The organism is Halosaccharopolyspora lacisalsi (assembly GCF_014137975.1).
Taxonomy (GTDB): Bacteria; Actinomycetota; Actinomycetes; order Mycobacteriales; family Pseudonocardiaceae; genus Halosaccharopolyspora; species Halosaccharopolyspora lacisalsi.
This window is the reverse complement of record NZ_JACGWZ010000002.1, coordinates 697,289-721,584: the sequence shown is the minus strand read 5'-3', so window position 1 is coordinate 721,584 and position 24,296 is coordinate 697,289. Positions and strand designations below refer to the sequence as shown.

Annotated in this window: 23 protein-coding genes and 1 pseudogene; 7 read left to right on the top strand and 17 right to left on the bottom strand. The window is 69.0% G+C overall.

Annotated elements, in window-relative coordinates; translation table 11 throughout:
* The first annotated feature begins 141 nt into the window (after positions 1-141).
* A pseudogene (locus FHX42_RS11215) lies at positions 142-1,696 on the top strand (acyl-CoA synthetase).
* A gap of 30 nt (positions 1,697-1,726) precedes the next feature.
* On the opposite strand, the gene FHX42_RS11210 reads toward FHX42_RS11215, so the two are convergent.
* Positions 1,727-4,567 (bottom strand): sensor domain-containing protein, encoded by a 2,841-nt coding sequence (locus FHX42_RS11210; RefSeq protein ID WP_182544143.1) that lies wholly within the window; start codon positions 4,565-4,567, stop codon positions 1,727-1,729.
* Between the two features lie 284 nt (positions 4,568-4,851).
* Between FHX42_RS11210 and FHX42_RS11205 the strand changes: the two genes are divergently transcribed.
* Positions 4,852-6,012: a beta-ketoacyl synthase N-terminal-like domain-containing protein gene (locus FHX42_RS11205; protein WP_182544142.1), complete on the top strand. Its 1,161-nt coding sequence runs from the start codon at positions 4,852-4,854 to the stop codon at positions 6,010-6,012.
* A 21-nt stretch (positions 6,013-6,033) separates the two neighbouring features.
* Here FHX42_RS11205 and FHX42_RS11200 read toward each other — a convergent pair whose 3' ends face one another.
* From FHX42_RS11200 to FHX42_RS11190, 3 genes are all read right to left on the bottom strand, one after another.
* Positions 6,034-7,428 carry a wax ester/triacylglycerol synthase family O-acyltransferase gene (locus FHX42_RS11200; protein ID WP_182544141.1) on the bottom strand — a complete coding sequence of 465 codons (1,395 nt, stop codon included), beginning with the start codon at positions 7,426-7,428 and terminating at the stop codon, positions 6,034-6,036.
* Between the two features lie 236 nt (positions 7,429-7,664).
* Complete coding sequence (locus FHX42_RS11195; RefSeq protein WP_182544140.1) at positions 7,665-8,795, bottom strand: DUF1015 family protein; 1,131 nt, start codon at positions 8,793-8,795, stop codon at positions 7,665-7,667.
* Positions 8,795-9,823 (bottom strand): NAD(P)-dependent oxidoreductase, encoded by a 1,029-nt coding sequence (locus FHX42_RS11190; RefSeq protein WP_182544139.1) that lies wholly within the window; start codon positions 9,821-9,823, stop codon positions 8,795-8,797. The genes FHX42_RS11195 and FHX42_RS11190 overlap by 1 nt, the downstream gene beginning before the upstream one ends.
* Positions 9,824-10,227: 404 nt before the next feature.
* On the opposite strand from FHX42_RS11190, the gene FHX42_RS11185 reads away from it, so the two are divergent.
* Together FHX42_RS11185 and FHX42_RS11180 are read left to right on the top strand one after the other, a co-directional pair.
* Positions 10,228-10,737, top strand: a complete 510-nt coding sequence (locus FHX42_RS11185; RefSeq protein WP_182544138.1) for a hypothetical protein — start codon at positions 10,228-10,230, stop codon at positions 10,735-10,737.
* A gap of 291 nt (positions 10,738-11,028) precedes the next feature.
* Positions 11,029-11,256 carry a hypothetical protein gene (locus tag FHX42_RS11180; protein ID WP_182544276.1) on the top strand — a complete coding sequence of 76 codons (228 nt, stop codon included), beginning with the start codon at positions 11,029-11,031 and terminating at the stop codon, positions 11,254-11,256.
* 74 nt (positions 11,257-11,330) lie between these two features.
* On the opposite strand, the gene FHX42_RS11175 is transcribed toward FHX42_RS11180, so the two are convergent.
* From FHX42_RS11175 to FHX42_RS11150, 6 genes are all read right to left on the bottom strand, one after another.
* Positions 11,331-11,549 carry a hypothetical protein gene (locus FHX42_RS11175; protein ID WP_182544137.1) on the bottom strand — a complete coding sequence of 73 codons (219 nt, stop codon included), beginning with the start codon at positions 11,547-11,549 and terminating at the stop codon, positions 11,331-11,333.
* Between the two features lie 47 nt (positions 11,550-11,596).
* Positions 11,597-11,776, bottom strand: a complete 180-nt coding sequence (locus FHX42_RS11170) for a hypothetical protein (protein WP_182544136.1) — start codon at positions 11,774-11,776, stop codon at positions 11,597-11,599.
* A 52-nt stretch (positions 11,777-11,828) separates the two neighbouring features.
* Positions 11,829-12,245, bottom strand: coding sequence for a DUF2267 domain-containing protein (locus tag FHX42_RS11165; RefSeq protein ID WP_182544135.1), 417 nt, complete (start codon positions 12,243-12,245; stop codon positions 11,829-11,831).
* Between the two features lie 83 nt (positions 12,246-12,328).
* Positions 12,329-12,589, bottom strand: coding sequence for a hypothetical protein (locus FHX42_RS11160; protein ID WP_182544134.1), 261 nt, complete (start codon positions 12,587-12,589; stop codon positions 12,329-12,331).
* A 621-nt stretch (positions 12,590-13,210) separates the two neighbouring features.
* The gene (locus FHX42_RS11155) at positions 13,211-13,957 is read right to left on the bottom strand and encodes an acetate uptake transporter family protein (protein WP_182544133.1); all 747 of its coding nucleotides are present in this window, start codon (positions 13,955-13,957) and stop codon (positions 13,211-13,213) included.
* A 146-nt stretch (positions 13,958-14,103) separates the two neighbouring features.
* Complete coding sequence (locus FHX42_RS11150; RefSeq protein WP_182544132.1) at positions 14,104-15,066, bottom strand: sigma-70 family RNA polymerase sigma factor; 963 nt, start codon at positions 15,064-15,066, stop codon at positions 14,104-14,106.
* A 279-nt stretch (positions 15,067-15,345) separates the two neighbouring features.
* On the opposite strand from FHX42_RS11150, the gene FHX42_RS11145 reads away from it, so the two are divergent.
* From FHX42_RS11145 to FHX42_RS11135, 3 genes are read left to right on the top strand one after another with little or no spacing between them, the layout of a single operon-like run.
* On the top strand, positions 15,346-15,909 hold the full coding sequence (locus FHX42_RS11145; protein ID WP_182544131.1) for a hemerythrin domain-containing protein: 564 nt from the start codon (positions 15,346-15,348) through the stop codon (positions 15,907-15,909).
* 32 nt (positions 15,910-15,941) lie between these two features.
* On the top strand, positions 15,942-16,844 hold the full coding sequence (locus FHX42_RS11140; RefSeq protein ID WP_182544130.1) for a sugar phosphate isomerase/epimerase family protein: 903 nt from the start codon (positions 15,942-15,944) through the stop codon (positions 16,842-16,844).
* On the top strand, positions 16,841-18,028 hold the full coding sequence (locus tag FHX42_RS11135; RefSeq protein WP_182544129.1) for a CapA family protein: 1,188 nt from the start codon (positions 16,841-16,843) through the stop codon (positions 18,026-18,028). The genes FHX42_RS11140 and FHX42_RS11135 overlap by 4 nt, the downstream gene beginning before the upstream one ends.
* A 43-nt stretch (positions 18,029-18,071) precedes the next feature.
* Here the strand turns inward: FHX42_RS11135 and FHX42_RS11130 are convergent, their stop codons facing one another.
* From FHX42_RS11130 to FHX42_RS11100, 7 genes are all read right to left on the bottom strand, one after another.
* The gene (locus FHX42_RS11130) at positions 18,072-18,452 is read right to left on the bottom strand and encodes an STAS domain-containing protein (RefSeq protein WP_182544128.1); all 381 of its coding nucleotides are present in this window, start codon (positions 18,450-18,452) and stop codon (positions 18,072-18,074) included.
* A 320-nt stretch (positions 18,453-18,772) separates the two neighbouring features.
* Positions 18,773-20,167, bottom strand: a complete 1,395-nt coding sequence (locus FHX42_RS11125; RefSeq protein ID WP_182544127.1) for an NAD-dependent succinate-semialdehyde dehydrogenase — start codon at positions 20,165-20,167, stop codon at positions 18,773-18,775.
* A gap of 84 nt (positions 20,168-20,251) precedes the next feature.
* On the bottom strand, positions 20,252-21,151 hold the full coding sequence (locus FHX42_RS11120; RefSeq protein WP_182544126.1) for a Rieske 2Fe-2S domain-containing protein: 900 nt from the start codon (positions 21,149-21,151) through the stop codon (positions 20,252-20,254).
* A gap of 10 nt (positions 21,152-21,161) precedes the next feature.
* On the bottom strand, positions 21,162-21,938 hold the full coding sequence (locus FHX42_RS11115; protein ID WP_182544125.1) for a glycosyltransferase: 777 nt from the start codon (positions 21,936-21,938) through the stop codon (positions 21,162-21,164).
* Complete coding sequence (locus FHX42_RS27070) at positions 21,935-22,510, bottom strand: class I SAM-dependent methyltransferase (RefSeq protein ID WP_182544124.1); 576 nt, start codon at positions 22,508-22,510, stop codon at positions 21,935-21,937. Before FHX42_RS27070 ends, FHX42_RS11115 begins: the two co-directional genes overlap by 4 nt.
* Complete coding sequence (locus tag FHX42_RS27375; protein ID WP_182544123.1) at positions 22,507-23,244, bottom strand: PIG-L deacetylase family protein; 738 nt, start codon at positions 23,242-23,244, stop codon at positions 22,507-22,509. Before FHX42_RS27375 ends, FHX42_RS27070 begins: the two co-directional genes overlap by 4 nt.
* On the bottom strand, positions 23,241-24,263 hold the full coding sequence (locus FHX42_RS11100) for an acyl-CoA dehydrogenase family protein (RefSeq protein ID WP_328796043.1): 1,023 nt from the start codon (positions 24,261-24,263) through the stop codon (positions 23,241-23,243). The genes FHX42_RS27375 and FHX42_RS11100 overlap by 4 nt, the downstream gene beginning before the upstream one ends.
* Positions 24,264-24,296 lie beyond the last annotated feature (33 nt).

Genomic DNA, 24,296 nt, shown 5'->3' with positions numbered 1-24,296 from the left:
TCCGCTGCGCCGGTGACCGTGACCCACCTCATGCTGATCAGGCGCGTGGATGCGGTCAAGGTCGCTGCGAAGGGCGTATTGGCCGCTTCTCCCGCCGGGTGCAGGCTTGATCGCGATCGAGCCAGGTTCGAGGAGGACCGTATGTACCCGGGCACTCACGCCGCGACCGATCCCCGCCGTGATCATGGCCGAATCCGGTGCGCGGCTGTCCTACGGCGAACTCGACGAGCGATCCACTCGACTGGCTCACGTGCTGCGCGAGGCCGGAGCGAAACCCGGAGACGTGGTCGCGTTGCTGACCGACAACTCGATCCACGCCCACGAGGTGTACTGGGCGACGGTGCGCTCGGGCATGTACCTCACCGCGGTGAACAATCACCTCACGGCCGACGAGGTCTGCTACATCCTCGATGATTCCGCGGCTACGGCCCTGGTGGTCTCGGCGGCGTTGCACGAACTGGCGCGGGAGGTGGGGCGGCGCATCCCCGGTGTGTCCATCAGGTCGGCCTACGGCGGGCGGGTGGTGGGCTTCGAGGATCACGAGTCCGTGCTGGCCGCCGCCTCGGCCGCGCCGTTGACCGACCAGCCGTGCGGAGCCGACCTGCTGTATTCCTCGGGCACGACCGGTCGCCCCAAGGGAATCGAACCGCGGCTTCCGGACCGCGGGGTCGACGAGCCCGGTGATTCGCTCGTGGACCTGTTGGAAAACGCTTACGGACTCGGTCGGGCCAGCGCGTACCTCTCTCCGGCGCCGTTCTACCACGCCGCGCCGCTGCGCTACGGAGCCGCGGTTCACGCTCTGGGCGGCACGGTGGTGATGATGGAGCGCTTCGCTCCGGAGGAGGCGTTGCGCGCGATCGAGCGCCACGGAGCCACGCACAGCCAGTGGGTGCCGACGATGTTCGTCCGGATGCTCAAACTGGACGAACGGGTGCGTTCCCGCTACGACCTGTCCACCCACGGAGTGGCGTTCCACGCCGCCGCGCCCTGCCCCCGTCGAGGTCAAGCACGCGATGATCGACTGGTGGGGACCGATCCTGTACGAGTACTACGCCTCCACCGAAGGTGCCGGTATGACGCTCATCGACTCGCATCGGTGGCTGGCCAAACCGGGATCGGTGGGCACGGCCGTGCTCGGCACGGTACGGATCTGTGACGAAACGGGGCGGGAGCTGCCGGCCGGACAGGTGGGCACGGTCTACTTCGAACGCTCGGACATGGAGTTCGAGTACCTGGGAGATCCGGAGAAGACGGCAGCCGCTCGGCACCCACGGTGGCCGCACTGCGCCACCGTGGGCGATCTCGGCTACGTCGACACCGCCGGTGATCTGTTCCTCACCGACCGCAAGGCGTTCATGATCATTCCCGGGGGTGTCGACGTCTACCCGCAGGAGGCCGAGAACGCCCTGGCCCTGCACCCCGCATCGTCGACGTCGCGGTGATCGGCGTCCCCGACGCGGAGATGGGCGAGGCGGTCAAGGCCGTCGTGCAGCCCGCGCCGGAGGTGTCACCGGGACCGGAACTGGAACGGGAACTGCTGGACTACGCGCGGGAGCGGATCGCGCACTACAAGGCCCCGCGCAGCGTCGACTTCGTCGACGAGCTGCCGAGAACACCGACCGGCAAGCTGGTCAAGAGCACGCTCAAGGACCGCTACACCACCGGGGGCGAAACCCGAGCGGACGCATCCGCGTGACGGGCCGCTCCGCGACCGGCCCGATGCGGCTTACTCGGGAGCGCTCGTCGAGCGGTCACTGGTGTGCCGATCGCCGTGCTGCTGGGGTGGGATGCTCGTCGTGTCCGAGACGGCGGCGCCGAAGAACTCCCTCGCCGGGGCGGGTCTACCGAGGTAGTAGCCCTGTGCCTGGTCACAGCCGAGGGAGCGCAGCAGGTCGAGCTGTTCGACGGTTTCGACCCCCTCGGCCACCACGGTCAGGTTCATGGTGTGCGCCATGGCGATGATGCTGGTGACGATGTTCTCGGCGCCCGGGGACTGTTCGAGCTCGGCGATGAAGGAACGGTCGATTTTGAGGATGTCCAGGGGCAGTCGCTGGAGCTGGGCCAGTGAGGAGTAGCCGGTCCCGAAGTCGTCGATGGCCAGCGATACCCCCAGCTCGCGCAGGGAGTGCAGGACCCGAGTGGCCTCCGCGGAGTCGCGCATGAGCGCGCTTTCGGTGATCTCCAGGCACAGCGTGCGCGCGGGCAGGTCGTTGTCGCTCAGCGTCTGTCGCACGGTCGTCAGCAGCCAGGGGTCGTCGAGCTGGCGTACGGACAGGTTCACCTTGAGCCTCGTGCTGAGTTCGCACCGGCCGCGGTGGAAGGCCAGTTCGTGAACGGCCGTGCTCAGCATGTGTCCGCCGATGCGGTTGATCAGTTCGCTTTCCTCGGCCAACGGGATGAACTCGCCCGGTGAGACCGTTCCGTGCTCGGGGTGGGTCCAGCGCAGCAGGCCCTCCACGGCCACCGTTCGATCTGTGCGCAGGTCGATCACGGGTTGGTAGGCCAGCCAGAGCTGGTCGTTGCGCACGGCGCCGCGCAGGTCCTGTTCCAGCCGCATGTGCCGCTGCATGCGCTCACGAAGCTCGACGTCGAAGAACGCGGAGCGTCCGCGCCCGCATTCCTTGGCCTGGTACATCGCCACGTCGGCGTCCCGGAGCAGGTCCTCGGCGGTCCTGGTGTCGTTCGGTGGTGCCAGTACGATCCCGATGCTGGCGTCGATGTGCAGGGACCGGTCCGCCACGGTGATCTCCTCGGAGAGCCGAGCGCGCAGTTTCTCGGCCAGCTCGCGGGGTTCGCCGTGTGCACTCCGATCTCTGGAGGGGCCGAGGTGGGTGAGGACGACGAACTCGTCGCCGCCGAGGCGTCCGACGAGCTCGTCGTGGCGCACCGCGGTGTTCAGGCGTTGTCCGACCGTGCGCAGCACTTTGTCACCGGTGTTGTGGCCCAGGGAGTCGTTGATGACCTTGAACTGGTCCAGGTCGACGAACAGCATCGCCATCGACTGCTTCCGGGTGGAGCTCTGCAAGGCGGTACGCAGCCGTTGCAGCACCAGGGTGCGGTTGGCCAGGCCTGTCAGGGGGTCGTGCGTGGCCTCCTGCTCCAGGCGTGCGTGGACGGCTCGGCTCTCTGTGATGTCGGTGAAGGAGATGACCACCGAGTGCGGCGGTTGGTCGCCGGGCATGAGCGGGCGCGAGTTGATCGCCAGCCACACGCTGGTCCCGTCCGGGCGTCGCAGCCGCAGCACGCGCGAGTTCTGCGGCTGCCCGCTCCACTGCGTATACATCGAGGGGTGCTCCCGCGGCGGCAGCTCGTTCCCGGATTCGTCGTACAGCGACCAGGTCACGGGTGACGAGCCGACGATGTCGGTCTCACTCGTGCCGAGGATCTGCTGAGCCGCGGGGTTCGCCGAGGTGATCGCGCCCGTCGGATCGAGCACGAGGACTCCTTCGTCGAGGGCTGTGACCACGACGGCGAAATGCTGCTCGGCGCGCCGCTGCGCGGTCTCGTCGGCACACAGCAGCACGAAGCCCTCGTCCATCTCGGCAGCGGAGATGCGGATGGTCAGGGGAGACCCGTCGGCGCGTTGGTGCACGGCCCGGGTCACGCCGCCACTGGTCAGCACCGCCGCCGGTTCCATGGGAGCGCCGACCAGTTCGCTGACGTGGCGGCCCACGGCCTGCTGCTCGGGGATTCCGTACACGGTCTCCGCCGCCGGGTTCCAGCTGGTCACCACGCCCTCCGAGGTCGTGGCGACGATCGCGTCGCTGACGTGCTCGACCAGGGCCGCCTGGTAGCGCAGGGTCGCCTCGGCCGCCCGCTGATCCGTGAGATCCCGCATGATGACCTGGTAGGCGGGTCGTCCCCACCAGGTGGTGCGCACCGCGACGGATTCGACGACGACCTCCGCGCCGTCGCAACGCAGGAGGGTGGCCTCCGTCGGTTCCGAGGTGGATCCCGGTGACGTCAGCGTGGCCAGCCGCGCTCGTAGCTGTTCGAGCGAGGAATCACTCACGAAGTCGGTGATCCGAGCACCGAGTAGGGCCTTCTCGGACTCGGCGGCCAGCATCCTGACGGTGGCGGGGTTGACGTACTTGATCACCCTGTCCTGGTGGACGCAGATCGCGTCCGGAGTCAGCTCCACGAGCAGGCGGTAGCGCTCCGCGAGGTCGGCCAGGCTCTGCTGGTCCTCGTACGAGGTGGAGGCGTCGGTGGCGACACCGACGACTCCACCGGTGTCGGTGTCGCCGTACCTGCGAGCGTGGAACCGTATCCGCCGCTGTCCTCCCGGAAGCTCGAGCGGCTGCTCCAGATCGAGGTCCTGCCACACGGGGGTCGTCCGTGCGGCCGTGATCAGCGGTTTGAGGAGTTCGTACAGCGGGGCGCGGATTTCCTCGACGTCAGCACCGGGCTTTCCCAGCAGCGTGTCCATGCCGGACATCCAGGTGAGCTCGCCGGTGAAGTCGAACGACCACATGACGGCGTCGTTGGCCGACAGCACCAGGTCCACGAGCTCGCGGTCCTGCGGGACGGTCGGAGGACGGTCTGCGTCGTGGCGGTCAGCGTCCATACTCCCTCCGACCCGAAGAGACCGGCGGTGTTCACCGGCGTTGTTCCTCGGTTTCCCCCTTTTGTTGGGTTCCAATCTTACTTCCCCCTCGTCTGAGGGCACGATACGCGAAGAAAGTGACGATACGTGTGCGTTCACGCGATATATGCTTCGCTTGAAAGTTGATTTTCACACTTCTGGACTAATAAACCGGAGAGGGCGAACACATTCAGTGGCAAAAACGCGAAAGTATCACCATTCTCGTGGTGTCCCAGCGTGATATCGGCAGGAGACGAGGACGGACGATGGACGATTCGGGTTTCGGCATGTGCGGCATCGGTGCGGTCACCGGCTACGGCTGGGGCCGCGAGGTGCTCTGGAACGGTGTGACCGCGGGCGGGCACGCCGCCCGGCGGGTCGACGGGCACGGCCCGGAAGGGGACCGGGCGGCGTGGGTGGCCACCGTGCCCGACGGCGGCCACGAGCAGGACGGCCCGAGCCGCTTCGCGAGGTCGATGCGGGCGGCTGCGCGGGAGGCGATCACCGACGCCGGCCACCGCGGCTGGCAGCCGGGAAGACGGGTCGGCCTGTTGCACGCGGTCGTGCTCGGCGAGGTGGACCTGTGGCGGGACTTCTACATGACCCGCGACGGTCACGTGCCGGTGCGCGACTACCTCTCGCTCATGCCCTCGACACCGATGTCGACGCTGATGCGGGAGTTCGGGTTCCACGGGCCGGCGATGAACGTTTCGGCGATGTGCGCCTCCGGCAACGCGGGACTGCTCACGGCGAAGGCCTGGCTCGACGGCGGCATCGTCGACGACGTGGTGTTCGTGGCCACGGACCTGTCGGCCACCCCGGAGAACGTGCTGCACTTCTCCCGGCTCGGCGTCACCGTCACCGACACCGATCCGCTGGATGCCTGCCGGCCGTTCCAGCAGGGCAGCAGCGGTTTCACCATGGGAGAGGCCGCGGTCGGCGCGGTGCTGTCGCGGCGCTCGCCGAATCCGTACGCGCGGGTGCTCGGTGGGGCGATGTCCCACGACGCCCACCACGTCACCTCGATCGATCCGGACCTGACCGAGGTGATCGGCTGCTTCCGCGAGGCGCTGGACAACGCCGGAGTCCGGGGCGAGGACGTCCGCTACCTCAACGCCCACGGGCCGGGCACCGCGCAGTGCGACCGGGCCGAGTCCACGGTCGCCGACCAGGTGTTGTCCCGGCACACGGAGCTCTACTCGGTCAAGCCGCTCGTCGGTCATTGCCAGGGGGCGGCCTCGGCCGTGGAGATCGCCGTGGCCGCGCTCGGTTACGACCGCGGCGTCATCCCTGCACCCCCCGCGGTGGCTCCCGGGAACCCCCGGCTCCTCGACGGTCCCACCTCCGTGACGGGCGGAATCACGGTGAAGTCGGCGCTGGGAATGGGCGGGCACAACTCCGCCGTGGTGCTCTCCCCGCCCGAGTGACCGGCAGTGGTCGTGCACCGTTCAGGAGGGAAGGTCGTCCAGCTCGGCGAGGGCGTGCGGCAGGGCCTCGTTGAGTTTCTCGATGTCGGGAAGGGCCTCCCGGCCGGCCTGGAGACCGACGTGGACGCGGTCGCGATACTGGGACGCGGCGATGGAGAGCGAGTGCCCGGCGGCCACCGGAACGAGCGGATACAGCTCGCGCAGCCCGGCTCCGTCGAGAGCGGCGGGCACGTTCGGCAGGGGCACGTTCGTGATGACGGTGTCGAACAGCAGCGGAGCGCAGTGACCGACGGCTCGGGTCATCAGCCGGTGCGTGGCGGCGGGCAGCTGCTCGGCCAGCACCGGAAGTGCCCCGGGGCCGCGCAGCGGGTTGGTGGACTTGTTGCGCGTCATCGACTCCCGCACGGCCCGCAGTCTGACTTCCGGGTCGGGCTCGGAGACGGGAAGATCGCACAAGTACCCGGACAGCTGGTTGTTGCCCGTGCGCCCGGCCGCTCGGGAGCGGTGGTTGACGGGGATCAGCGCCCGCAGGGTGAGGTCGTCGACGTGATGCCCACGGCTGGTCAGCCACAGTCGCAGTGCACCGGTGATCACCGCGAGCAGCATGTCGTTCGTGGTGCCGCCGTGGCGCGTGCGCAGCCGTCGCAGATCCTGTGTCTCCAGCGAGAGCAGCTCGACGCGCTTGTTCGTCGAGGGCAGGGCCAGCAGCGGTGAGTCGGAAGCGGGCAGCCGGGCGTGTTCGGCCACGGAGCGCCCGATGTCGAGTGCCCGGGAGCTCCGTCGCAACATCCGGTGACATTCGTTCGCCACCGTCGCTGTGGTCCTGGCGAGTCGCTCCGGTCGGGACAGCGAGGTCAGGCCCTCGCGGGCGATCGAAACCCAGCCGCGCTCCGGCGCGTCGTTCGGCTGGGGCGTGCTGCTCGATCGGGGGGCCGCTTTGACCTCGAAGCCGTCCAGCAGGCCGAGACCGATCTCGACGGCTCTGGCTCCGTCGGCCAGTGCGTGGTGCAGCTTGATCAGCAGGGCGAAGCGACCGTGCTGGAGTCCGGTGATCACGTGCAGTTCCCACGGCGGACGGGAGAGGTCGAGCGGTTCGGCCGCCACCCGCGAGGCGAGATCGGTGAGCTCGCCCGGTCCCCCCGGCCAGGGCAGCTCGTGCACCCGAACGTGCTCCTCGGCGCGGAACCTCCGGTCGGTTTCCCAGTACGGGTTCGTCCAGGGAAACCAGGAGGTTCGTATTCGGCGGTGCAGCTGCGGTACCCGCCGCACCCGTTCGGAGAGCAGCCCGGTGACGCGGGTCGTGTCGGCCTCCCGATGCGGCTCGAAGATCGCGACGGCGCCGATGTGCATCGGTGTGCTGGGATGCTCCAGACACAGAAAGGCCGTGTCCAGCGCGCTCATCTCACCAGTGCGCATTTCCCTCCCTCGTCGACGACATGCGGCGTCTCGTCACTCTTGGGCGACGACGAATCCTGATGCGGTGATACACGCCACGATGGCCTGTTCTTACTGGTGCCGAGACTCGTGCACCACAGCGTCATCGCGTCATCTTTCTTCGCTGACCGGGGTACTGCTTGATCAGCGCGCCGAAAACACCCGAAAGAGTGGTGCGCATCGCCGGGATCGGAGGGAGGGGCCGGACCGTGGAGGTGCTACTGACTCAGCTTGCGGACGAACAGGCCGACTTCGGCCTTGGGGGCGAACCACGTCGACTTCGGTGGCATGACCAGTCCGGCGTCCGAGATGGACATGACCTGCTCGACGCGGGGCGGGTGCAGCAGGAAGTGGATCGCAGTGCCCCGGGGGCACCAGCAGTCGGCGTCGTTCGCCGTGCGGGCCGTCGGCCAGCCGGCACGACCGAAAGCGGTGGGAAGGATCTCCTCGTCGAGGAGGACGACGTCGAGTGACGCGCGCACGTGCTCGGGTTCGCGCGGGGGACGCAGTCGCAGCCGGTAGTACCGGCCGTCCAGATACGCCACCACGATCCCGAGCTCGGGATGCGCGGCTTCCGGACCGCACTCCTCGATCCGCGTGATCGTGGGATGTGCGGCGAGCACGTCGAGCGCCTCCGAGGTGCTCGTCCCCGGAGGCAGCGGAAGGCAGCGATGGTAGCCGAGGATGCGCATCTCGTCGCTGGGAAAGAGCGTGGCGAGGGTGAACCCGCTGCTGTGGTCGGCACCGAGGTGGCTTCGGCGGGAGGCGTAGCGCTCCGCCGCCGCCATCCTGTGGTGGCCGTCGGCGATGTAGAGCGCCTCGATGCGGCCGACCTCGTCCTGAACGGTCCGCGCGAGTTCGGGGTCGTGACGCGACCACACGGAGTGGACGGCCCCGTCGGTACCGGTGAAACGCACGTCGGGGGCTTCGTCCGTGATCGTGGTGAGCTGTCGGTGCAGTCCGATGCGACCGGGGTGCGTCAGCATCACCGGCAGTTGCTCGATTCCGGACGCCTCGGTGGACTCGACGAGGTGCTGCTCGCGTTCGGCTCGGGTCGCCTCGTGGCGGCGGATCCGGCCGTTGCGGTAGTCCTCGACCGAGACTTCCAGGACCACCCCGGTCTGCCGGTGGTGACCGATCTCCACCCGGTACACGATCACGGCCGGTACGGCCGGGTGCATGTAGCCGTCCGCGTCGAGGAGCCGGCGCACCCGCTGCGGGTCGGCGGACTCCCCGGTGGGAGGGCGGTGGTCGGCGATAAGCACTCGCGGGGCGCGCACGGTGACGCCCGCGCCGGGGCGGGAAACCCCGGGGGTGGCGACGTCGTGCTGCGCTTGCGGGGCGTTCATCAGGCCCTGCCGGAACTGAGCGGTGTGGGGGACACGGGCTGGTCCTGCTGCGCCGGGACCGCGGCCCCGGGATTCACGCAGTGCGGCACCTCTCCCGCGTCGAACGCGTCGAGCATGCGGACGACTTCGGTGGCCACCGCATGTTGTGCCTGCTCGGTCGAGGCTCCGATGTGGTGGGTCCCGTAGACGCCCGGGTGTCCGGCCAGCCGGGAATCGATGTTTCCGGTGCTCGCGGCGGGCTCGTCGGCGAAGACGTCCAGCCCGGCACGCACCCCCTTGTCGTCCATGGCCTCGATCAACGCGTCCTCGTCGACGAGCTCGGCCCTCGAGGTGTTCAGGATGATCGTGCCGGGCTGGACCAGGGAGAGCAGCTCCCGGTCGACGAGCCCGCGCGTGGCCTCGGTGGCGGGCAGGTGCAGCGACAGGGCGTCGCAGGTCCGTGCGAGTTCGTGCAGGCTGTCGACGAAGTGGACACCGATCGCCCGGGCGCGTTCCAGCGTTTGCCGGTCGCGTTCCGGTTTGGTGACGGCGTGGACCTCCGCACCGAAGGCCGTGGCCCGCTCGGCGAAGGCGAGGCCGATCTTTCCCAGCCCGAGGACACCGATCCGGCGCCCGAGGATGCCGCACGCCCGGGCGTGGTGCTTCTTGTCCCAGCGCCCGGCACGCAGGTCGGTGACGTTCTCGACGATGTCGCGGTCCAGCGCCAGCAGCAGTGCGCAAGCGAGTTCGGCTACCGCGACCGCGTTTCGCCCCGGCACGTTGCAGACGTGGACGCCCCTCGCGGAGGCCGCGTCGAGGTCGATGGTGTCGGTGCCGGACCCGGCCCGGATGACCAGCCGCAGCCCGTCGGCCCGGTCGAACACCTCAGCGGGGACTCGGGTGCTCCTGACGACGAGAACCTCGTGGCCGTCGAGCTTGTCGGGCAGCTGGTCGGTGGTGGTCTCCGGTTCGTAGGCGCAGTCGTGAGCTCGTCGGGTGATCTCGTTCAGCGGGGTTTCCGGGAAGGTGTCGGCGACCAGGATCCTCATCGGCCACTCCCTTGCGATCGGCGGGCTCACCCGACGGTTCCCTCCGCGCCTCTCGCGCCAAACCCGCGCCCGAGCAGCGGAGGATCCAAAGCTGCGTCCTGAACGACGAGTCCATTGTTGCTCATTACGCATGCTATTGCTTATAGCGCAAATGGTGGCTTCGTTCTCGGGGGGCGTCAACACCCGTCCGTGTGTCGTCGCCCGCGGAAGTCGCCTCCCGCGCGGCACCGGCCGATGCGCCGCGGCCGGCACTGTCCTCTCGCGCACGGACAGTGTCGTTATTCATGTCTCACCGTGTTATCAGGGGGGATGCGCAGCCGTTTACCGTGGAAAACAACGCCAGGTCATAAACAGTGCGTAGTCGTCTTGCGTCGTCGGCTGCGTGAAAGCGAGGTGCTTTCTTCGTGTCAACGGATCTTTCGCCGGTCCTCGCGGCCACGGCCCGCTGGTTGAACCGGTCCTACCCGAGCTCCGGTGGGGCGTTCGATCGCGTGCTGGCGGAGACGCAGGCGCAACAGGCGGTCACTGTCGCCGCACGGTTGCGCTATAGCACGGAGATGGATGCGACTCTGGTGGCCCTGGCCGGGCCCGGTGGATCCGCACGACTGGACCGGCTCGCCGGCGTCGAAACGCTCTCCGACGACGAGTACGCGTGGCGCACCTGGGTCGACGAAGTGCTCGCGAGCTGGGCCTGCTGCCTGCTCGCCGATCCCGACCTCGCGACCGAGGCGGTCGCCGCCACCGAGCACGGCACCGGGATGCCGGCCGAGTTCCGGCGACTTACCGATCCGGGCACGCGCGAGCGTGCGGCGACACCCCTGCTGCGGCATCCCGACCTGCTGCATCCGGTCGCCGAACTGCATCGTGAGCAGCTGCTCGGTCTCCTCGGCGTCGAGGGGGCCGCTGCGGCCTGAGCACGGATTCCGAGGGCTCGACCTGCCGAGAGGCTGTTTCGGCCGTGGCACCGCGGGGCAAACAACTTGGTGAGCCGGTGCTGCGGGAGAATCCCGCGTGACTCGCGGCGGAACTCGACAGCACCGCTCACGAGGAAGTGAGACGCCATGACAGAGGATGCCGCGAATCCCGACGTGCATCCCGAGGACCCTGCCGAGGGTGGTCGTGAACAGCAGGCCGAACCCGGGGTTCCCCGAGCGCGTCCCGCGGAACCGGCCGAGGGCAGTCGAGACACCGAAGGGAGCACGGCGATGACGACGATGCAGTCGCCGGCAAAGGACAAGAACTACAACCTCTTGACCGTGTTGCAGTTGTCCCTGCAGAACGTGTGGCAGATGGAGACCTACATCGCCGACGCCGAACGCGAGGGTGACGGCGAGCTGGCCGAGTGGCTCCGCAAGATCCAGGAGAACAACCGCAAGGCCGGTGAACAGGGCAAGCAAATGCTCCAGGCGCGGTTGGCGGGGGAAGGTGCCTGAGCATCGGCGGACGACCGCACGAACAGGGGTGCCGGCTTTCGACGGCACCCCTGTTTCGCTCGTTCGCTCCGTGTCTACGGAGGCATGTCCTCGGGCAGATGACGTGTCGAGGATGCGGGGGTCTGCGAGGTGGTCTCCGCGCCGACCTCCGTGTCGGACGTGTCGTAGTCGTCCTCGGGAGTGACCTTGTCCCCGGTCGCCACGTCGTAGTCCTCGTCCTCGACATCCGGCACGTGACCGTGCTCGTCCGGTTCCTCGGCGTGCCCCGTGCCCGGACGGTTTTCCCCGTCCATGGAAACTCCTTTCCGAGTGCTGCGCGGCGGGTGAGTCGCCGAGCGCCTCAGAGCGGCTTTTTCGGATCCTCGCGAGTTTCTCCGCCCGGGCCCTCGGGAACCGACTCGTCACCCGGTGCGCTCACGGAGTCGGAATGCTCGTCCTCGTAGGTGGGACGGGTGTGCTCCTCGGCGAAGTCGGCTTCCTCCTCCTGCCGGAGTTCCTCCTCCGAATTCCGTTCGCTCACCGCGTGCCTCCTCTCAGCGTCCTGGGCCGGGACCGCGCGGAGCGGTCCCCGCTCACGTCGTCCTCATCTCGCCACTGCTTCCCGCGTCGACGAGTTCGCGCAGCTGCTCGGGAAGCGCGTCGCGGATCTTGTTCATCACTCCGCCCTGGGTCGCCTCGCGCATCACTTCGAGAACCACGCGGCAGGAGTAGGCGGCCCCCGGCTCGTCCATGCCCGAGCGGGTGGCGACGCGCTGGATGAACTCGTTGAGATCGAAACGCTCCCCGGTGCCCGCTCCGCTGAGCACTTCCGTCCTGCGCAGGCTCACTCCGATCTCCGAGGGCAACTGCGCGGCCACGTGGTCGGCGAGTTGCTCCGGAATCCGTTCTCCCAGCGTTTCCAGCGTGGCTCGCGTGGCGCCCTCGGCGGCTCCCCTGCTGGGGAGGTGAGCACGGGCTTGCACCTGGCCGATGAACGCATCGTGCTGCATGACCGTCTCCTTCGCATCGTCGTTGCCGGGATCGGCTGCCCGCGTCGGGTCACCCACCTGATCCGGCGGCGACCCGGAACCCGTCATCGCTTCAACTCGCGCCACATCCGGTCGGGGTCCTCGGACAGGTGCGCACCACGAGTGGCCGCGCGCTCCATGTCCTGACGCAGCGCCTGCACTTCCTGCTGGGACAGGTGCGGGTCGCCGACCCCGTCGGCCCGCAGCCACTCCAGGATCTCGTGCCAGCTCTGCCAGGTGCGGCCCCGGAGGACGTACTCGACCGCGTCCTTGTCGTAGCCGGTCGTGTCGTGGATGAAGGAACGGTTCCCACCGGGATATGACATACAGGTCAACCCCCTTCGGAGACGAACTCCGTCGTCGTCGCATCCGGAGTCGTCGGTTCCAATACCTGGGTTGCCCGCGAGCTCGCCGGATCAAACCCGGCACTCCCGGATCCGGACGTCATCGGCACGCGAACACGCGATCGACCGTTGCCGCACCGGCTGTGCCCCGGGGCACGAGTGTTCGGGCGCGCGGATCGCTGTTCGGTGGTGCCGGACGGCGAGCGACCTCCGCCACCGGACGGGTACTCCGCCGCGCACAGCGACTCGAACCGCCCTGCCCACGCCGTGCACAAGCCGGTTCGTGGAGTTCTCCACGGCGCGGAAGGAGGTCGACCACGTCCCGCCTCGAGCACGAGGAACACCCCGGCCGGACGCTGGTCACCACCGACCACTGACCACCGGGTCATCCGGCAGTGGGCGGAGGAGTGGGGAGCCGTTCCGGCGACCCCTATCGGGAGGAGCCCGAGAACGGATTACCGAGCAACTTCTTCCGGTCGCGCGAGCGTGGTGACGACGGGTGAAAAATCCGCCGGATCGCCTCCGGACGTGGTGCGGAACCGTCACGATCCGAGCCGCCGGGAACCGTTCCCGGCGGCTCGGTTTCGTTCGGCTCGGGTGTGGTCACTGACCCACCTTCAGCCCCGGATCGCCGGATTCGTACTGGATGCGCTGCTGGGGGACGGCCCCCGGCACGTTGCTCCGCTTGTCGGGCTTGCCCATCGGCAGGATCACCCGTCCGGAGCTGGCCTGCAGCATCATCGCGGTCGCCGCGTACCAGGCGAGGCACGCGGAGGCGACCAGCACGATCGCGCCGATGGTCTCGATGACCGAGAGCTGGGCGATCAGCCCGATCGCCAGCAGGGTCGAACCGGCGGCGAGCACGAGCAGCACGGTGCCGATGACGATATTGTCCGGCATCGCGGCGAACGCCGTCGACCAGGTGATGGCCGCGAGCACGGCGAACCAGAAACCGAAGGCGACCCCGGCCGTGACGCTGGTCGACGGACCGGGCAGGAGCCCCACTGCGATGAAGACGTGGTAAATGCCGTACCCGATCCAGAACGAACCCCAGGTGCCGTGCGCTGCGGTGGCCACGGCGTCACGGGCACGGTAGGCCCACATTCCGGCGAGGAACTGGGCGATGCCGCCGAAGGCCATGGCGAAGGGGAACAGGATCAGTGGCGTGGTGACCGGATTGCCGTACCAGCCGGCCAGGTTCGCCGCGACCATGAAAGTCGCGGCCGCGAAGCCGAACAACCCGAGGATCGACGGCGCGGCTACCGGTGACAACGAGATGTGGGTGTGGTCTTTCCAGAAGGTGTAGTCGGAACCACCGCTCTGGGGCTGCCCGGTATCGGTGTAGCTCATGGCGAACTTCCCTCCTCGTGTCCACAAGCGGTCTCCGCACCGCCGTACCCGGTGCGTATCCGGGTAAACTCGTTCGGTGCGCCGAGGAGGGAAGTGACCGGACACCGCCGCCGGGCGGTACCCGGGCCACGCCGACCGGGAACCGGTCAGCTGGCCCAGGCCTGCAGCGGTCGGCTGCGTTCGGGGTTGCGAAGCTGACTCAACGCCTGGCGTTCGAGCTGGCGAATGCGCTCACGGCTGAGCCCCAGACGGGTGGCCACGTGCTGCAGGGTGTGCTGGTGGCCGTCGTGCAGGCCGTAACGGAGCGCCACGACCCGTGCCTCGCGTTCGGGCAGGGACTCGAGCAGCGTGTGCATGTCGGCGGTGAAGGCACGGTGCTCGGCCACGTCGGCCGCGCGCGGTGCCTCGGGGTCCTCCAGGAGGTCACCGACACTGGTTTCGCCGTCCTCGCCGACCGGGATGTCGAGACTGACCACGTCGCGGGCCGACTGGCGCATGTCGGCGATGCGCTCGGCGGTCACTCCCGCTTCCGCGGCGACCTCCTCCAGCGTGGGTTCGCGCTGGAGCCGCATCCCGAGCCTGCGTTCCAGGCGGTCGAACTTGTTGAGCTGCTCGACCATGTGCACCGGTAGCCGAACGGTCCGGGACTGCTCGGCCAGCCCGCGGTTGATCGACTGGCGGATCCACCAGGTGGCGTAGGTGGAGAACTTGTAACCCTTGGTGTAATCGAACTTCTCCACGGCTCGGATCAACCCGGCGTTGCCCTCCTGGATGACGTCGGCGAAGGGCACCCCGGAGCGGTGCTGCTTCTTGGCCACCGACACGACCAGCCGCAGGTTCGCGGTGATCATCTCCTCCTTGGCCCGACGACCGTCGCGCGCCACCAGTTTCCAGTCGCGCCGCTGCTGCTCGTCGGCGCCCCGCTCACCGGCCTCGACCCGGCGCAGCAACTCGGCGGCGTAGACTCCGGCCTCGATGCGTTTGGCCAGGGCGACCTCCTCGTCGGCGCTCAACAGCGGCCGCGAGCCGATCTCGTTGAGGTAGTATCCCACCAGGTCCTGGTCCTGGTGCGCCTCGGCTCGTTCCTGGCCTGTACTGACTTGCGACATAAAACCTCTCACGTTCTCCTCGCCCGGCGAGGACCGAGCTGGGGAACAACGACTCCGCGACTACCGCTTGACCGCCGGGTAACTGTGGGCAGCTACCGGCGGGCCTGGTACTGAAGTTCAACGGGTTCAACGCTCGTACTCCGTTCACCATTCCCGGTGACCACCTCGGAGGGTTTCACGGACCGCATTTCGGGTAACGACGGTCATGAAGCGAGCGTCGATCGTTCCATCGACGTCGAAGACGAAAAGGCACGCAGTGCAGATCCGGAGGGAGCGAACATGACCGACATCGAGGGAGAAAATATCGTCCGGATCCTCATCGCCGACCACCGGTCCGTGGAGGAGTCCTTCGGCGAGCTGGAACAGGGCGTTGGTTCTCCCGAACGTCGCCGTGCCCTGATGGACCACGTGATCACGGAACTGGTGTGTCACAGCGTCTCCGAGGAGCAGTACCTCTACCCGGCCGCGCGCGAGAAGCTCGCCGACGGCGACGAACTCGCCGACAGGGCGATCAGGCAGCACACCGAGGTCGAACGGATTCTCCAACGGCTGGAAGAGCTCGATGTCACCGAGCGGGAGTTCGAGCGCCTGACCGGTCGGCTGATCGACTTCGCCCGGGAGCACATCGCCGACGAGGAAAGCACGCTGCTGCCCAGGCTGTCCAAGGCGTGCACGCTCGAAGAGCTCGACGACCTCGGCAAGAAGGTCGTCATGGCCAAGGGGTCCGCTCCGACGCGGCCGCATCCCTCCGCACCGGACCAGCCGCCGGCCAACATGGTTCTCGACCCCGGTATCGGTATGGTCGACCGGCTCCGTGACGCCCTGTCCGGGACGAACCGCTGACCCGTGTGCCCGCTTCGCCGCGGAGGTCGTCGATGAAACTGGGACTGCTCAGCGCGTGCCTGCCCGACGAGAACCTCACCGACCTCGTCGAACTGGCCGAGAACGTCGGATACGAGGCGCTCGAGGTCGCCACCTGGCCGCCCGACGGCGCGGCTCCGGCCCATCTCGACGTTACTTCTCTCACGGTGCAGGACACCGAGCGAATGCGTTCGCACTTCGCTCGCCACGACTTCACGTTGTCCGCGCTGGCCTACTACGAGAATCCGCTGCACCCCGACCCGGACGAGCGGCGACGTGTTCACCGCCATCTCGAGGCCTGCATCGAGGCGGCGGGCAGGCTCGGGGGAGCTCCGGTGGGCACCTTCCTGGGGCGGGACCCGACGAGGAGCGTCGCGGAGAACCTCGCCGAGGCGGAGGACGTTTTCGCTCCGCTGGTGGAGGAGGCCGGCGAGTGGGGCGTCCGGCTCATGGTCGAGAACTGCCCGAAGCGGGACTGGCACCCGGAAGGATCCGCGGGCAACCTCGCCTACTCCCCGGAGCTGTGGGAGTGGATGTTCGATCTCGGCCTGTACCTCAACTACGATCCCTCCCACCTGCTGGGGATGGGGATCGACCCCGTGACGGCGCTGCGCCCGCACGTGGACCGGGTCGCGCACGTGCAGGCCAAGGACGCCGAGGTGTTCGTCGAACGACGTTCCCACTACGGCTACCCGGGGCCGGTGGTCCGCCGGAACGAGCCGGGATGGTGGCGCTATCGGGCTCCCGGTCTCGGCGAGGTCGACTGGCGCCGCGTGGTCGACACCCTCTACGAGGGCGGCTACGACGGAGCGGTCTCCGTCGAACTCGAGGATCCCGTCTGGAACGGCACGACCGACAACGTTCGGGCGGGCCTGGACATCGCCTACCGGACGCTGCGACCGCTCGTCGCGGCATGAGGGCCGAACGTTCCGGGAACCCGCTGGACGTGCGCCCGAACCGCCCGTGCTCCGCGGGCCCGGTGACGTTGTTCCTGGGCGGTGACGTGATGCCAGGACGCGGCCTCGACCAGATCCTGCCCCATCCCGGTGACCCGCGGCTGCGGGAGCCCTGGGTGGGCGACGCGCGGTACTACGTCCGTGCCGCCGAAGAGGTCAGTGCCCCCATCGACCCCCCGGTCGACTTCTCCTGGCCGTGGGGAGAGGCGTTGCGGATCATCGACGGTGTCGGTCCCGACGCTCGTGTGATCAACCTGGAGTCGAGCGTCACCCGCGGTGACACGTTCGCCCCGGGCAAGGCCGTGCACTACCGGATGACTCCCGAGAACCTGCCCTGCGTCACGGCGGTCGCCCCCGACCTGTGCGTGCTCGCCAACAACCACGTGCTCGACTTCGGCCCTCCGGGGCTGGAGGACACGCTCGGCTCGCTGTCGGAGGCCGGGTTGCTGTACGCCGGGGCTGGTCGCGACGCCGGGGAGGTGACGCGACCCGCGGTCGTTCCCGTCGGGAGCGACAGGCGGGTCGTGGTTCTCGCGTGCGGAGCCACTTCCAGCGGAATCCCACCCGAGTGGGCCGCGAGCGGGCAGGATGCCGGGGTGAGCGTCCTGCCCGACCTCTCCGAGGCCACCGCCGACGGGCTCACGGAGCGACTGCGGGACGTGCGACGCCACGGTGATGTCGTGGTCGTGTCGGTCCACTGGGGTTCCAACTGGGGCTACGAGGTGCCGTGCGAGCAGGTGCGTTTCGCACATCGCCTGATCGAGGGCGGGGTGCACGTCGTGCACGGGCACTCCTCGCACCACCCTCGGCCGATCGAGATGTATCGCGGTGGACTCGTGCTCTACGGCAGCGGCGACCTGCTCGACGATTACGAGGGCATCGGCACGGACGAGCGGTACCGGGACGACTTGCGCCTGCTGTACTTTCCCGAAGTGCTACCCGACGGTGGACTGTCCCGCCTGCGCATCGCGGTGACCAGGGTGCACCGGATGCGCCTGTGCTCCGCCTCCGCCGAGGACGCGCGATGGGTGTGTTCGGTGCTGTCCCGCACGGGCCACCGGTTCGGAACCCGGGTCGATCCCGACGGGCGGGGGATGCTCATCCTCGGGACCGCGGTCGGGCCCGCTGGTCGGAGCGACTCGTGAACCGCGACCGGGCCGTGACCGGGAAACCGCTTTTCGTTCCTCGTCAGGCCGCGAGTGCCCGGCTGACGGTGGCGGCCGTGCGGAAGCGGTCGGCGTATCCGGTCAGACTCAGGACGCGGTCCACGCAGCGGCTGGGGACCAGTCGCAGGGTGATCCCGGTGGCCGCCGCGCGCTGGTCGACCTCGCACAGGAGTTCCACGCCGGAGGAGTCGCAGAATGCCAACGCGGACAGGTCCAGCACCACCGTGTCCACGGCGGCGGCCATCCGCTGCTTGAGCAGTTCCCGCAGCCGGGGGAAGGCGGCGAGGTCGATCTCTCCCGACATGGACAGCACCACGCTGCGCGTGTCGGGGTGGTAAATCTCCACGGAAACGGATGCCTGCCGAACCGTGTCGCGGTGATGGGATGTCGTTTGTGTCGCCATGCTGACGGTGTCTCCTTACAGCGGTTGAGACCACCGAGGGAGTGCACCTCTCGCCCGACTCGTCGTAACCGCGTCACCACGTGCGGGGCGCGGGTGCACAGGCGCTGCCATGTGCGAGGCTGCTCGCTCAACCCTTACGCGACCGTAACACTTTGGCTTCGGATTGACACGGAAAAATAACAACTATTGACATATGGTTAGGTGAATATAAAGCGTATGGACGCGCAGTGGGGCCGCGCCCGGAGAAGCGGTGATCACCACCGCACGTGCGTGCTTCCGGGTGTGCACTCGGTGAGGACGGGCCCACTGACGGCTCGGGCCTACTCGACGGCCTGGCCGGTCTGCTCGTCCCCGGCGATCCAGACCGTCTTGGCGTTGACGAAGGAGTGGGGGCCGAACCGGGCGAGTTCGCGACCGTAGCCGGAGTTCTTGGCGCCGCCGAAGGGGACCTCGGGGGTGGACTCGGTGTACCTGTTGATGTACATCATGCCGGTCTCGACCTCGGTGACGAACCGCTGCTGCTCTCCCGGATCCCGGGTCCAGGCGCTGCCGCCGAGGCCGAAGGGGGAGTCGTTGGCGATGCGGATGGCCTCGTCGACGTCGTTGGCCCGCCACAGCAGCGCGACCGGTCCGAAGAACTCCTCGCGGTGAGCGGGTGAGCCCTGCGGGATGTCGGTGAGCACCGTCGGCGGGTAGTAGTGGCCCCGGCCGCCGAGGGGCTCGCCCCCGGTCAGCAGCCGCCCGCCGGCCGCGACGGTGTCGCGGACCTGCTTGTCGAGCGTGCTCACCGCGTCGGCGGAGGACAGCGGGCCGAGATCGGTGCCGGAGTCGGTCGGGTCGCCGACCCGCACCGTCTCCATTCGCTCGACCATCAGGCGGGTGAACTCGTCGGCGACGTCGGTGTGGACCACGAACCGCTTCGCGTTGATGCAGGACTGGCCGTTGTTGAGCAATCGCGAGGTCACCGCGTGGGAAACCGTGTCCTCCAGGTCGGTCGAGGGCATCACGATGAACACGTCGCTGCCACCGAGTTCCAGCACGCTGGTCTTGACGTTGCGTCCGGCGGTGGCACCGACCTGGCGGCCCGCCGGCTCGCTGCCCGTCAGCGTCGCCGCGCGCACCCGGTCGTCGTCGATGACGCTGTCGACCTTCGACGACGGGATGAGCAGTGTCTGGAACACCCCCTCGGGAAAGCCGGCCCGGCGCAGCACGTCCTCGATCGCGCGTGCCGCCTGGGGGACGTTCGAGGCGTGCTTGAGCAGCCCGACGTTGCCCGCCATCAGTGCCGGGGCGGCGAACCGGAATACCTGCCAGTACGGGAAGTTCCACGGCATGACCGCCAGTACCGGACCGAGCGGTTCGTAGCGGGTGTAGACCCGGGCTCCCTCGATCGGCCAGGGCTCGTCGGCCAGCATCTCCCGGGCGTGGTCGGCGAACCAGCGGCACCCCTTCGCGCATTTGTGCACCTCGGCCACCGCCGCGCTCAGGGTCTTGCCCATCTCCGTGGTGGCGATGCGGCCCAGCTCGTCGGCCTCGTCGTCGAGGATCTCGGCGGCGCGGTGCAGCAGGGCCGAACGGTACTCGAAGGAGGTCGCCCGGTAGTCGTCGAACGCGTCGACGGACCGCTGCAGTGCGAGATCCAGCTCCTCGTCGGTGAGCGCGTCGAAAGAGCGCAGTTGCTCACCCGTCGCCGGGTTGACCGTTGCGATGGCCACGCGAAGCTCCTTGTCCGTGCCGGCTGGTGTTCCACCCCGGGGCGGAACACGATTTTCGGGAAGTCGTGGCGACCCCGCCCAGCCTCAGCCACCTGCGGGGACGCCGGGGAAGTGACGCACCACGGCCTGCACTCGACCGTCGACGACGCGGGCGTGAAAACCCGGCTGCGGTGCCGTCGCGGGGCCGTGCTCCACGCTGCCGTCGGAGACTCGGAAAACGCTGCCGTGCCAGGGGCATTCCAGGCACGGCGACCCTTCCGCCGACCACGACACCGTCCCCTGGTGCAGCGGCCCCGACGCGTGGCTGCACCGGTCGGCCAGGACGTGCAGGGCCGTGCCGTCGCGCAGGACCACGACGGGGACCTCGCCCGCCGTTCTCCTGGTCGGAATCCGGTCCGGCAGTTCGTCGAAGGCACCGAGATCGGTCCAGCCGTCCGGGGCGATGTGCGGGACCGCGTCGGCGTGGTTGGCGCCTGTGGACTGGTGGTACGACAGATGTCCGCCCATCAGTCCGCCCGCCGTCGTCATGAGCAGTCCCGCCCAGCCGGCCGCCCTCCCCGCGCGCTCGGCCCCGACGGCTCGCCACCGCAGCGACAACAGGTAGCTCGTCAGCGCGATGCCGTTGGCCACGGCATGCACCAGACCGGTGCGCTGCTGTTCCTCGTGGCCGTGTGCGAAGTCGGTGGCCCCGGACAGCGTGGCCGGGAGGCTGGCCAGCAGCCCGACCCTGATCAGCGATTCAGCGGCCCGCCGCTCGCCCCGACCCCGGTGAGGCAGCGCATCGACCACACCGGCGGAGAGGAACGCCCCCACGGGAACCTGCACCACCATCGGGTGCAGGGGATGGCCCAGCCACACGCCGTGCAGCACGTCGCGTGGCTTCCGCCTCCCGAGCAGCTTGAACACCGTTTTTCGCAACGCGCTCGCGGGTTTGTCCAACCAGGGCGTCTCGGGGATGCGGTCCAGTGCGGAAAACGGGCGCATACCCGCAGCCTTACCCACCGGCGGGGTTTCCAAACGCCGTGGTCATTCCGAGGGGATCGTCGTGGTCGCGGGTGGACAGTTCGTGCAGCAGCGTGGCGAGTCCACCGGGCGCGCGCCCCCGGGTTCGGGAACTGGTGAACACCGGCATCTCGTTCGGTTGCAGGGTGGTCCGCCCGGCTCCCACGAGTCGGTGCCACAGCGCGTGGTCCTCTCCTGCGGACACAGCGGGAAACCCTCCGGACGCGACGAACACGTCCGCGCGCACACCGAGATTGGCCCCGTAGACGTGATGGTGGTGTTCGGCGAAGACCCGGTCCGCGACCAGTGCCTCGTAGCGCTGTCGGGCCCACGCGGCCGTGCTCGTCCAGCGGCGAATCACCGCTCGTCCCGCCACGGCGTGGACGCCCCGTTCGGCGTAGCGCAACTGGGTCGAGACCCACCCGGACGGGACGACGGTGTCGGCGTCGGTGTGCAACAGCCAGATCTCCTCCGGCGCGAGCGGGGACAGTGCGTGCAACACCCGCCAAGCACCGAGATTGCGCACCGTGCCGAGATCGGTGGCAGCGGATTGGGACAACAGCGTGAAATCGCCGAAACGGCCGGCGCGGGCCAGCGCCCGGGACTCGGTGGCGTCCGTGCACCGGTCGGCCACCACGCACACGCACGTGCGCACGTCCTCGCGCACGTGGTTCAGGGATCCGGCGAGGCTGTCCAGGCACTCCGGTAACAGGTCCTGTTCGTCGTGCGCCGGTACCACGACGCCGACCGCCCTGACCGGGCCGCTCAACGCAGCCTCAGCACGTCGACGAGGAAATCGGGGTCCTGAAGGCTCACCAACCACTCGCACCCGCGGCGTGCCCGCAGGTGGTGATGCACGGACTCACCGCAGGTCGGGGCGTCGTGAGCCCGGGGACGCCAGTGCACGGCGAGTAGATCACCGCCGGGACGCAGCGCGCGCCACGACGATTCCAGCACGGCATCGAGGTCGGAACCGTCGAAGTAGTACAGGATCTCGCTGAGCACCACCAGGTCCGCACTCGCCGGATCAGCGGGGAACTCCTCGGGAAGCCGGCGGCGACTCACGCTCACCCGGGGGTGCGGCCGGAGTCGTCGCCGGGCGTACTCCACGACGGTGTCCAGTCCGTCGGAGGCCAGCACGCTACCGCAGCGGGACGCCAGCGCGCTGGTGAGCTCCCCGGTTCCGCAAGCCGGTTCGAGGGCCACGGAGTAGGTGGGGCGCGGCAGGCAGGCCATCGCCATGTTCCTTTTGCGCTGCTCGTACCAGGACGTCGTGGTGTTCCACGGGTCGGGTCGCGCTTCGTAGAGCTCGGTGAAGCGCGCTAACGGCGTGCTGTTCACGGTGACTCCTCGAAGAGCACTTCGACATCGCGGTCGAAGTGCGCCAGCACCTGTGGGGGCAGGACGGGCTCTCCTCCGTCGGGGGCCGGGGAGAGCTGGGAGGTGAACTCGGCCAGTCCCGCGGACTTGCGCGCGCGTTGTTCCGGGGACAGTCGTTGCACGGCGGCGCGTTGCCACGGGATCTCCGCCTCGTCCGGACGCATCCAGTGCCACATCCAGACGGGGTAGGACCAGAACCGCGCGCTCAGCGGTGTGGCGGCAGCGGTGGCGCGGCCGATGGCCCGGTGATCGGGATGGGGGTCCAGCGGCCACGGTGCCACGGTCGCGTCGACCGCGGCCAGCAGCGGCCGTAAGCTACTTACCAGCTCCCGCTCGGCCTCGGCGAGTCCGGAGTCCGGCAGGCCCAGCCAGGTCACCGGCACCCGTCCCAGCCCGTGCGCCCGCACGGCTGCGTGCAGTTCCCGCCTGCGTTCCCGGGCCAGCCGCGTTCGCGCCACGGCGTCGAGACCGGGGAAAGCGGCTTCTCCGTCGGTGGCCACGATGATGCGCACCTCCACCCCGTGCGCTCGGAGAGCCTGGAGGAAACCACCCAGCGCCAGGCACTCGTCGTCGGGGTGTGCCGCGATGACGGCCGCTCGCGACCACGCCGCCGTGTCCGGCGGCCCCGCATCGCAGCGGGCGAGCGTTTCCAGCCACTCGGGCTCGGAGGTGACGGGGGAGGGGTTCGGGCTCACGGCCGGACTCCTGTCCTGCTGGCCCGTACCAGCTTCCCGCCCAGCTCGGCGAGCTCCCGTTCACCGTGGTGCTGACGTACGTAGACTTCCAGGTCGGACAGGCGCTGGGCGAAGGCGACGTCCCTGCTCAGCGGCCCGGGGCCGGTGATCCGAGGCGCCAGCGCCAGCACTTCGCATGCGGCGCGTTCCACGGTCGAGCGGCAGACGGCGGCGACGTCGGCCGGGTCGAAATCGGTTCGAGGTGCGTCCACGTCGGCGGCCGCGCCGGCCAGCGTGCTGTCCGAGGCCACGAGGCCGAGGTGCATCGCCGCGAGGTGAGCGAGCTGGTGTTCGTCGGGCTCGCGGCGCACGAGGTGGTCGAGAACCCGGTCGTGAACGCCGGCCGCGCCACCCAGCCAGACCGCAGCGACTCCCGCACCACCCAGGTGGAATCCCGGTCGTGCCGTGTAGAAACCGGGTGCCCCGATGCGCTCGTTCTCGCCGACGGGGATGTCGGTGAGCTCCACGTCCCGTGTCCGGGAAGCCGCCATTCCGCCGGCGTTCCAGGTGTCCGGCAGCGCACGCACCCTGGGATCGGGCAGGGGGATCTCGATCAGGACGTCCTCCGCCGCGTCCCGCGCGTCTTCCGGTCGGGCCGCGATCACGGCTCGGTCGAGCACGTCGGCGCCCGAGCAGAAGGGAACGGTACCGGTCAGCACGGTGTTCGTTCCCGTCCCGCGCAGTACGGCGCCCTTGCCGGACGCGCGCGAGGCCCACACGCCGTAGAGGGCGTTCGGTTCCGGTTTGTTTCCCGCTTCGTGCAGGATGGCCACGGCGTCCGCGTGCCCCTCGACCAGGCGAGCCAACGACAGGTCCCGCCGCCCGTGTTCGCACAGTCCCGACCACCGTCGTGCGGTGTCGCCCCGCCCGGGCAGCGGGAGCTCCAGCTCCCCGGCGTGCAGTGCCTTCCGCAGGGCTACGATCACGTCGTCCGGCCGCTCCGGCGGCGCCGCCGATCCCACGATCCTCAGGGGACTCACCTCCGCACGCGGACTGCTCGTGCCCGGGGGATC

Coding starts and splice junctions, on each gene's coding strand:
- FHX42_RS11140 (WP_182544130.1), top strand. CDS start 15,942: ATGAAACTGGGACTGCTCAGCGCGTGCCTGCCCGACGAGAACCTCACC.
- FHX42_RS11160 (WP_182544134.1), bottom strand. CDS start 12,589: ATGTCATATCCCGGTGGGAACCGTTCCTTCATCCACGACACGACCGGC.
- FHX42_RS11120 (WP_182544126.1), bottom strand. CDS start 21,151: ATGCGCCCGTTTTCCGCACTGGACCGCATCCCCGAGACGCCCTGGTTG.
- FHX42_RS11200 (WP_182544141.1), bottom strand. CDS start 7,428: ATGCGCACTGGTGAGATGAGCGCGCTGGACACGGCCTTTCTGTGTCTG.
- FHX42_RS11195 (WP_182544140.1), bottom strand. CDS start 8,795: ATGAACGCCCCGCAAGCGCAGCACGACGTCGCCACCCCCGGGGTTTCC.
- FHX42_RS11135 (WP_182544129.1), top strand. CDS start 16,841: ATGAGGGCCGAACGTTCCGGGAACCCGCTGGACGTGCGCCCGAACCGC.
- FHX42_RS11155 (WP_182544133.1), bottom strand. CDS start 13,957: ATGAGCTACACCGATACCGGGCAGCCCCAGAGCGGTGGTTCCGACTAC.
- FHX42_RS11190 (WP_182544139.1), bottom strand. CDS start 9,823: ATGAGGATCCTGGTCGCCGACACCTTCCCGGAAACCCCGCTGAACGAG.
- FHX42_RS11150 (WP_182544132.1), bottom strand. CDS start 15,066: ATGTCGCAAGTCAGTACAGGCCAGGAACGAGCCGAGGCGCACCAGGAC.
- FHX42_RS11210 (WP_182544143.1), bottom strand. CDS start 4,567: ATGGACGCTGACCGCCACGACGCAGACCGTCCTCCGACCGTCCCGCAG.
- FHX42_RS11145 (WP_182544131.1), top strand. CDS start 15,346: ATGACCGACATCGAGGGAGAAAATATCGTCCGGATCCTCATCGCCGAC.
- FHX42_RS11180 (WP_182544276.1), top strand. CDS start 11,029: ATGACGACGATGCAGTCGCCGGCAAAGGACAAGAACTACAACCTCTTG.
- FHX42_RS11205 (WP_182544142.1), top strand. CDS start 4,852: ATGGACGATTCGGGTTTCGGCATGTGCGGCATCGGTGCGGTCACCGGC.
- FHX42_RS11130 (WP_182544128.1), bottom strand. CDS start 18,452: ATGGCGACACAAACGACATCCCATCACCGCGACACGGTTCGGCAGGCA.
- FHX42_RS11175 (WP_182544137.1), bottom strand. CDS start 11,549: ATGGACGGGGAAAACCGTCCGGGCACGGGGCACGCCGAGGAACCGGAC.
- FHX42_RS11165 (WP_182544135.1), bottom strand. CDS start 12,245: ATGCAGCACGATGCGTTCATCGGCCAGGTGCAAGCCCGTGCTCACCTC.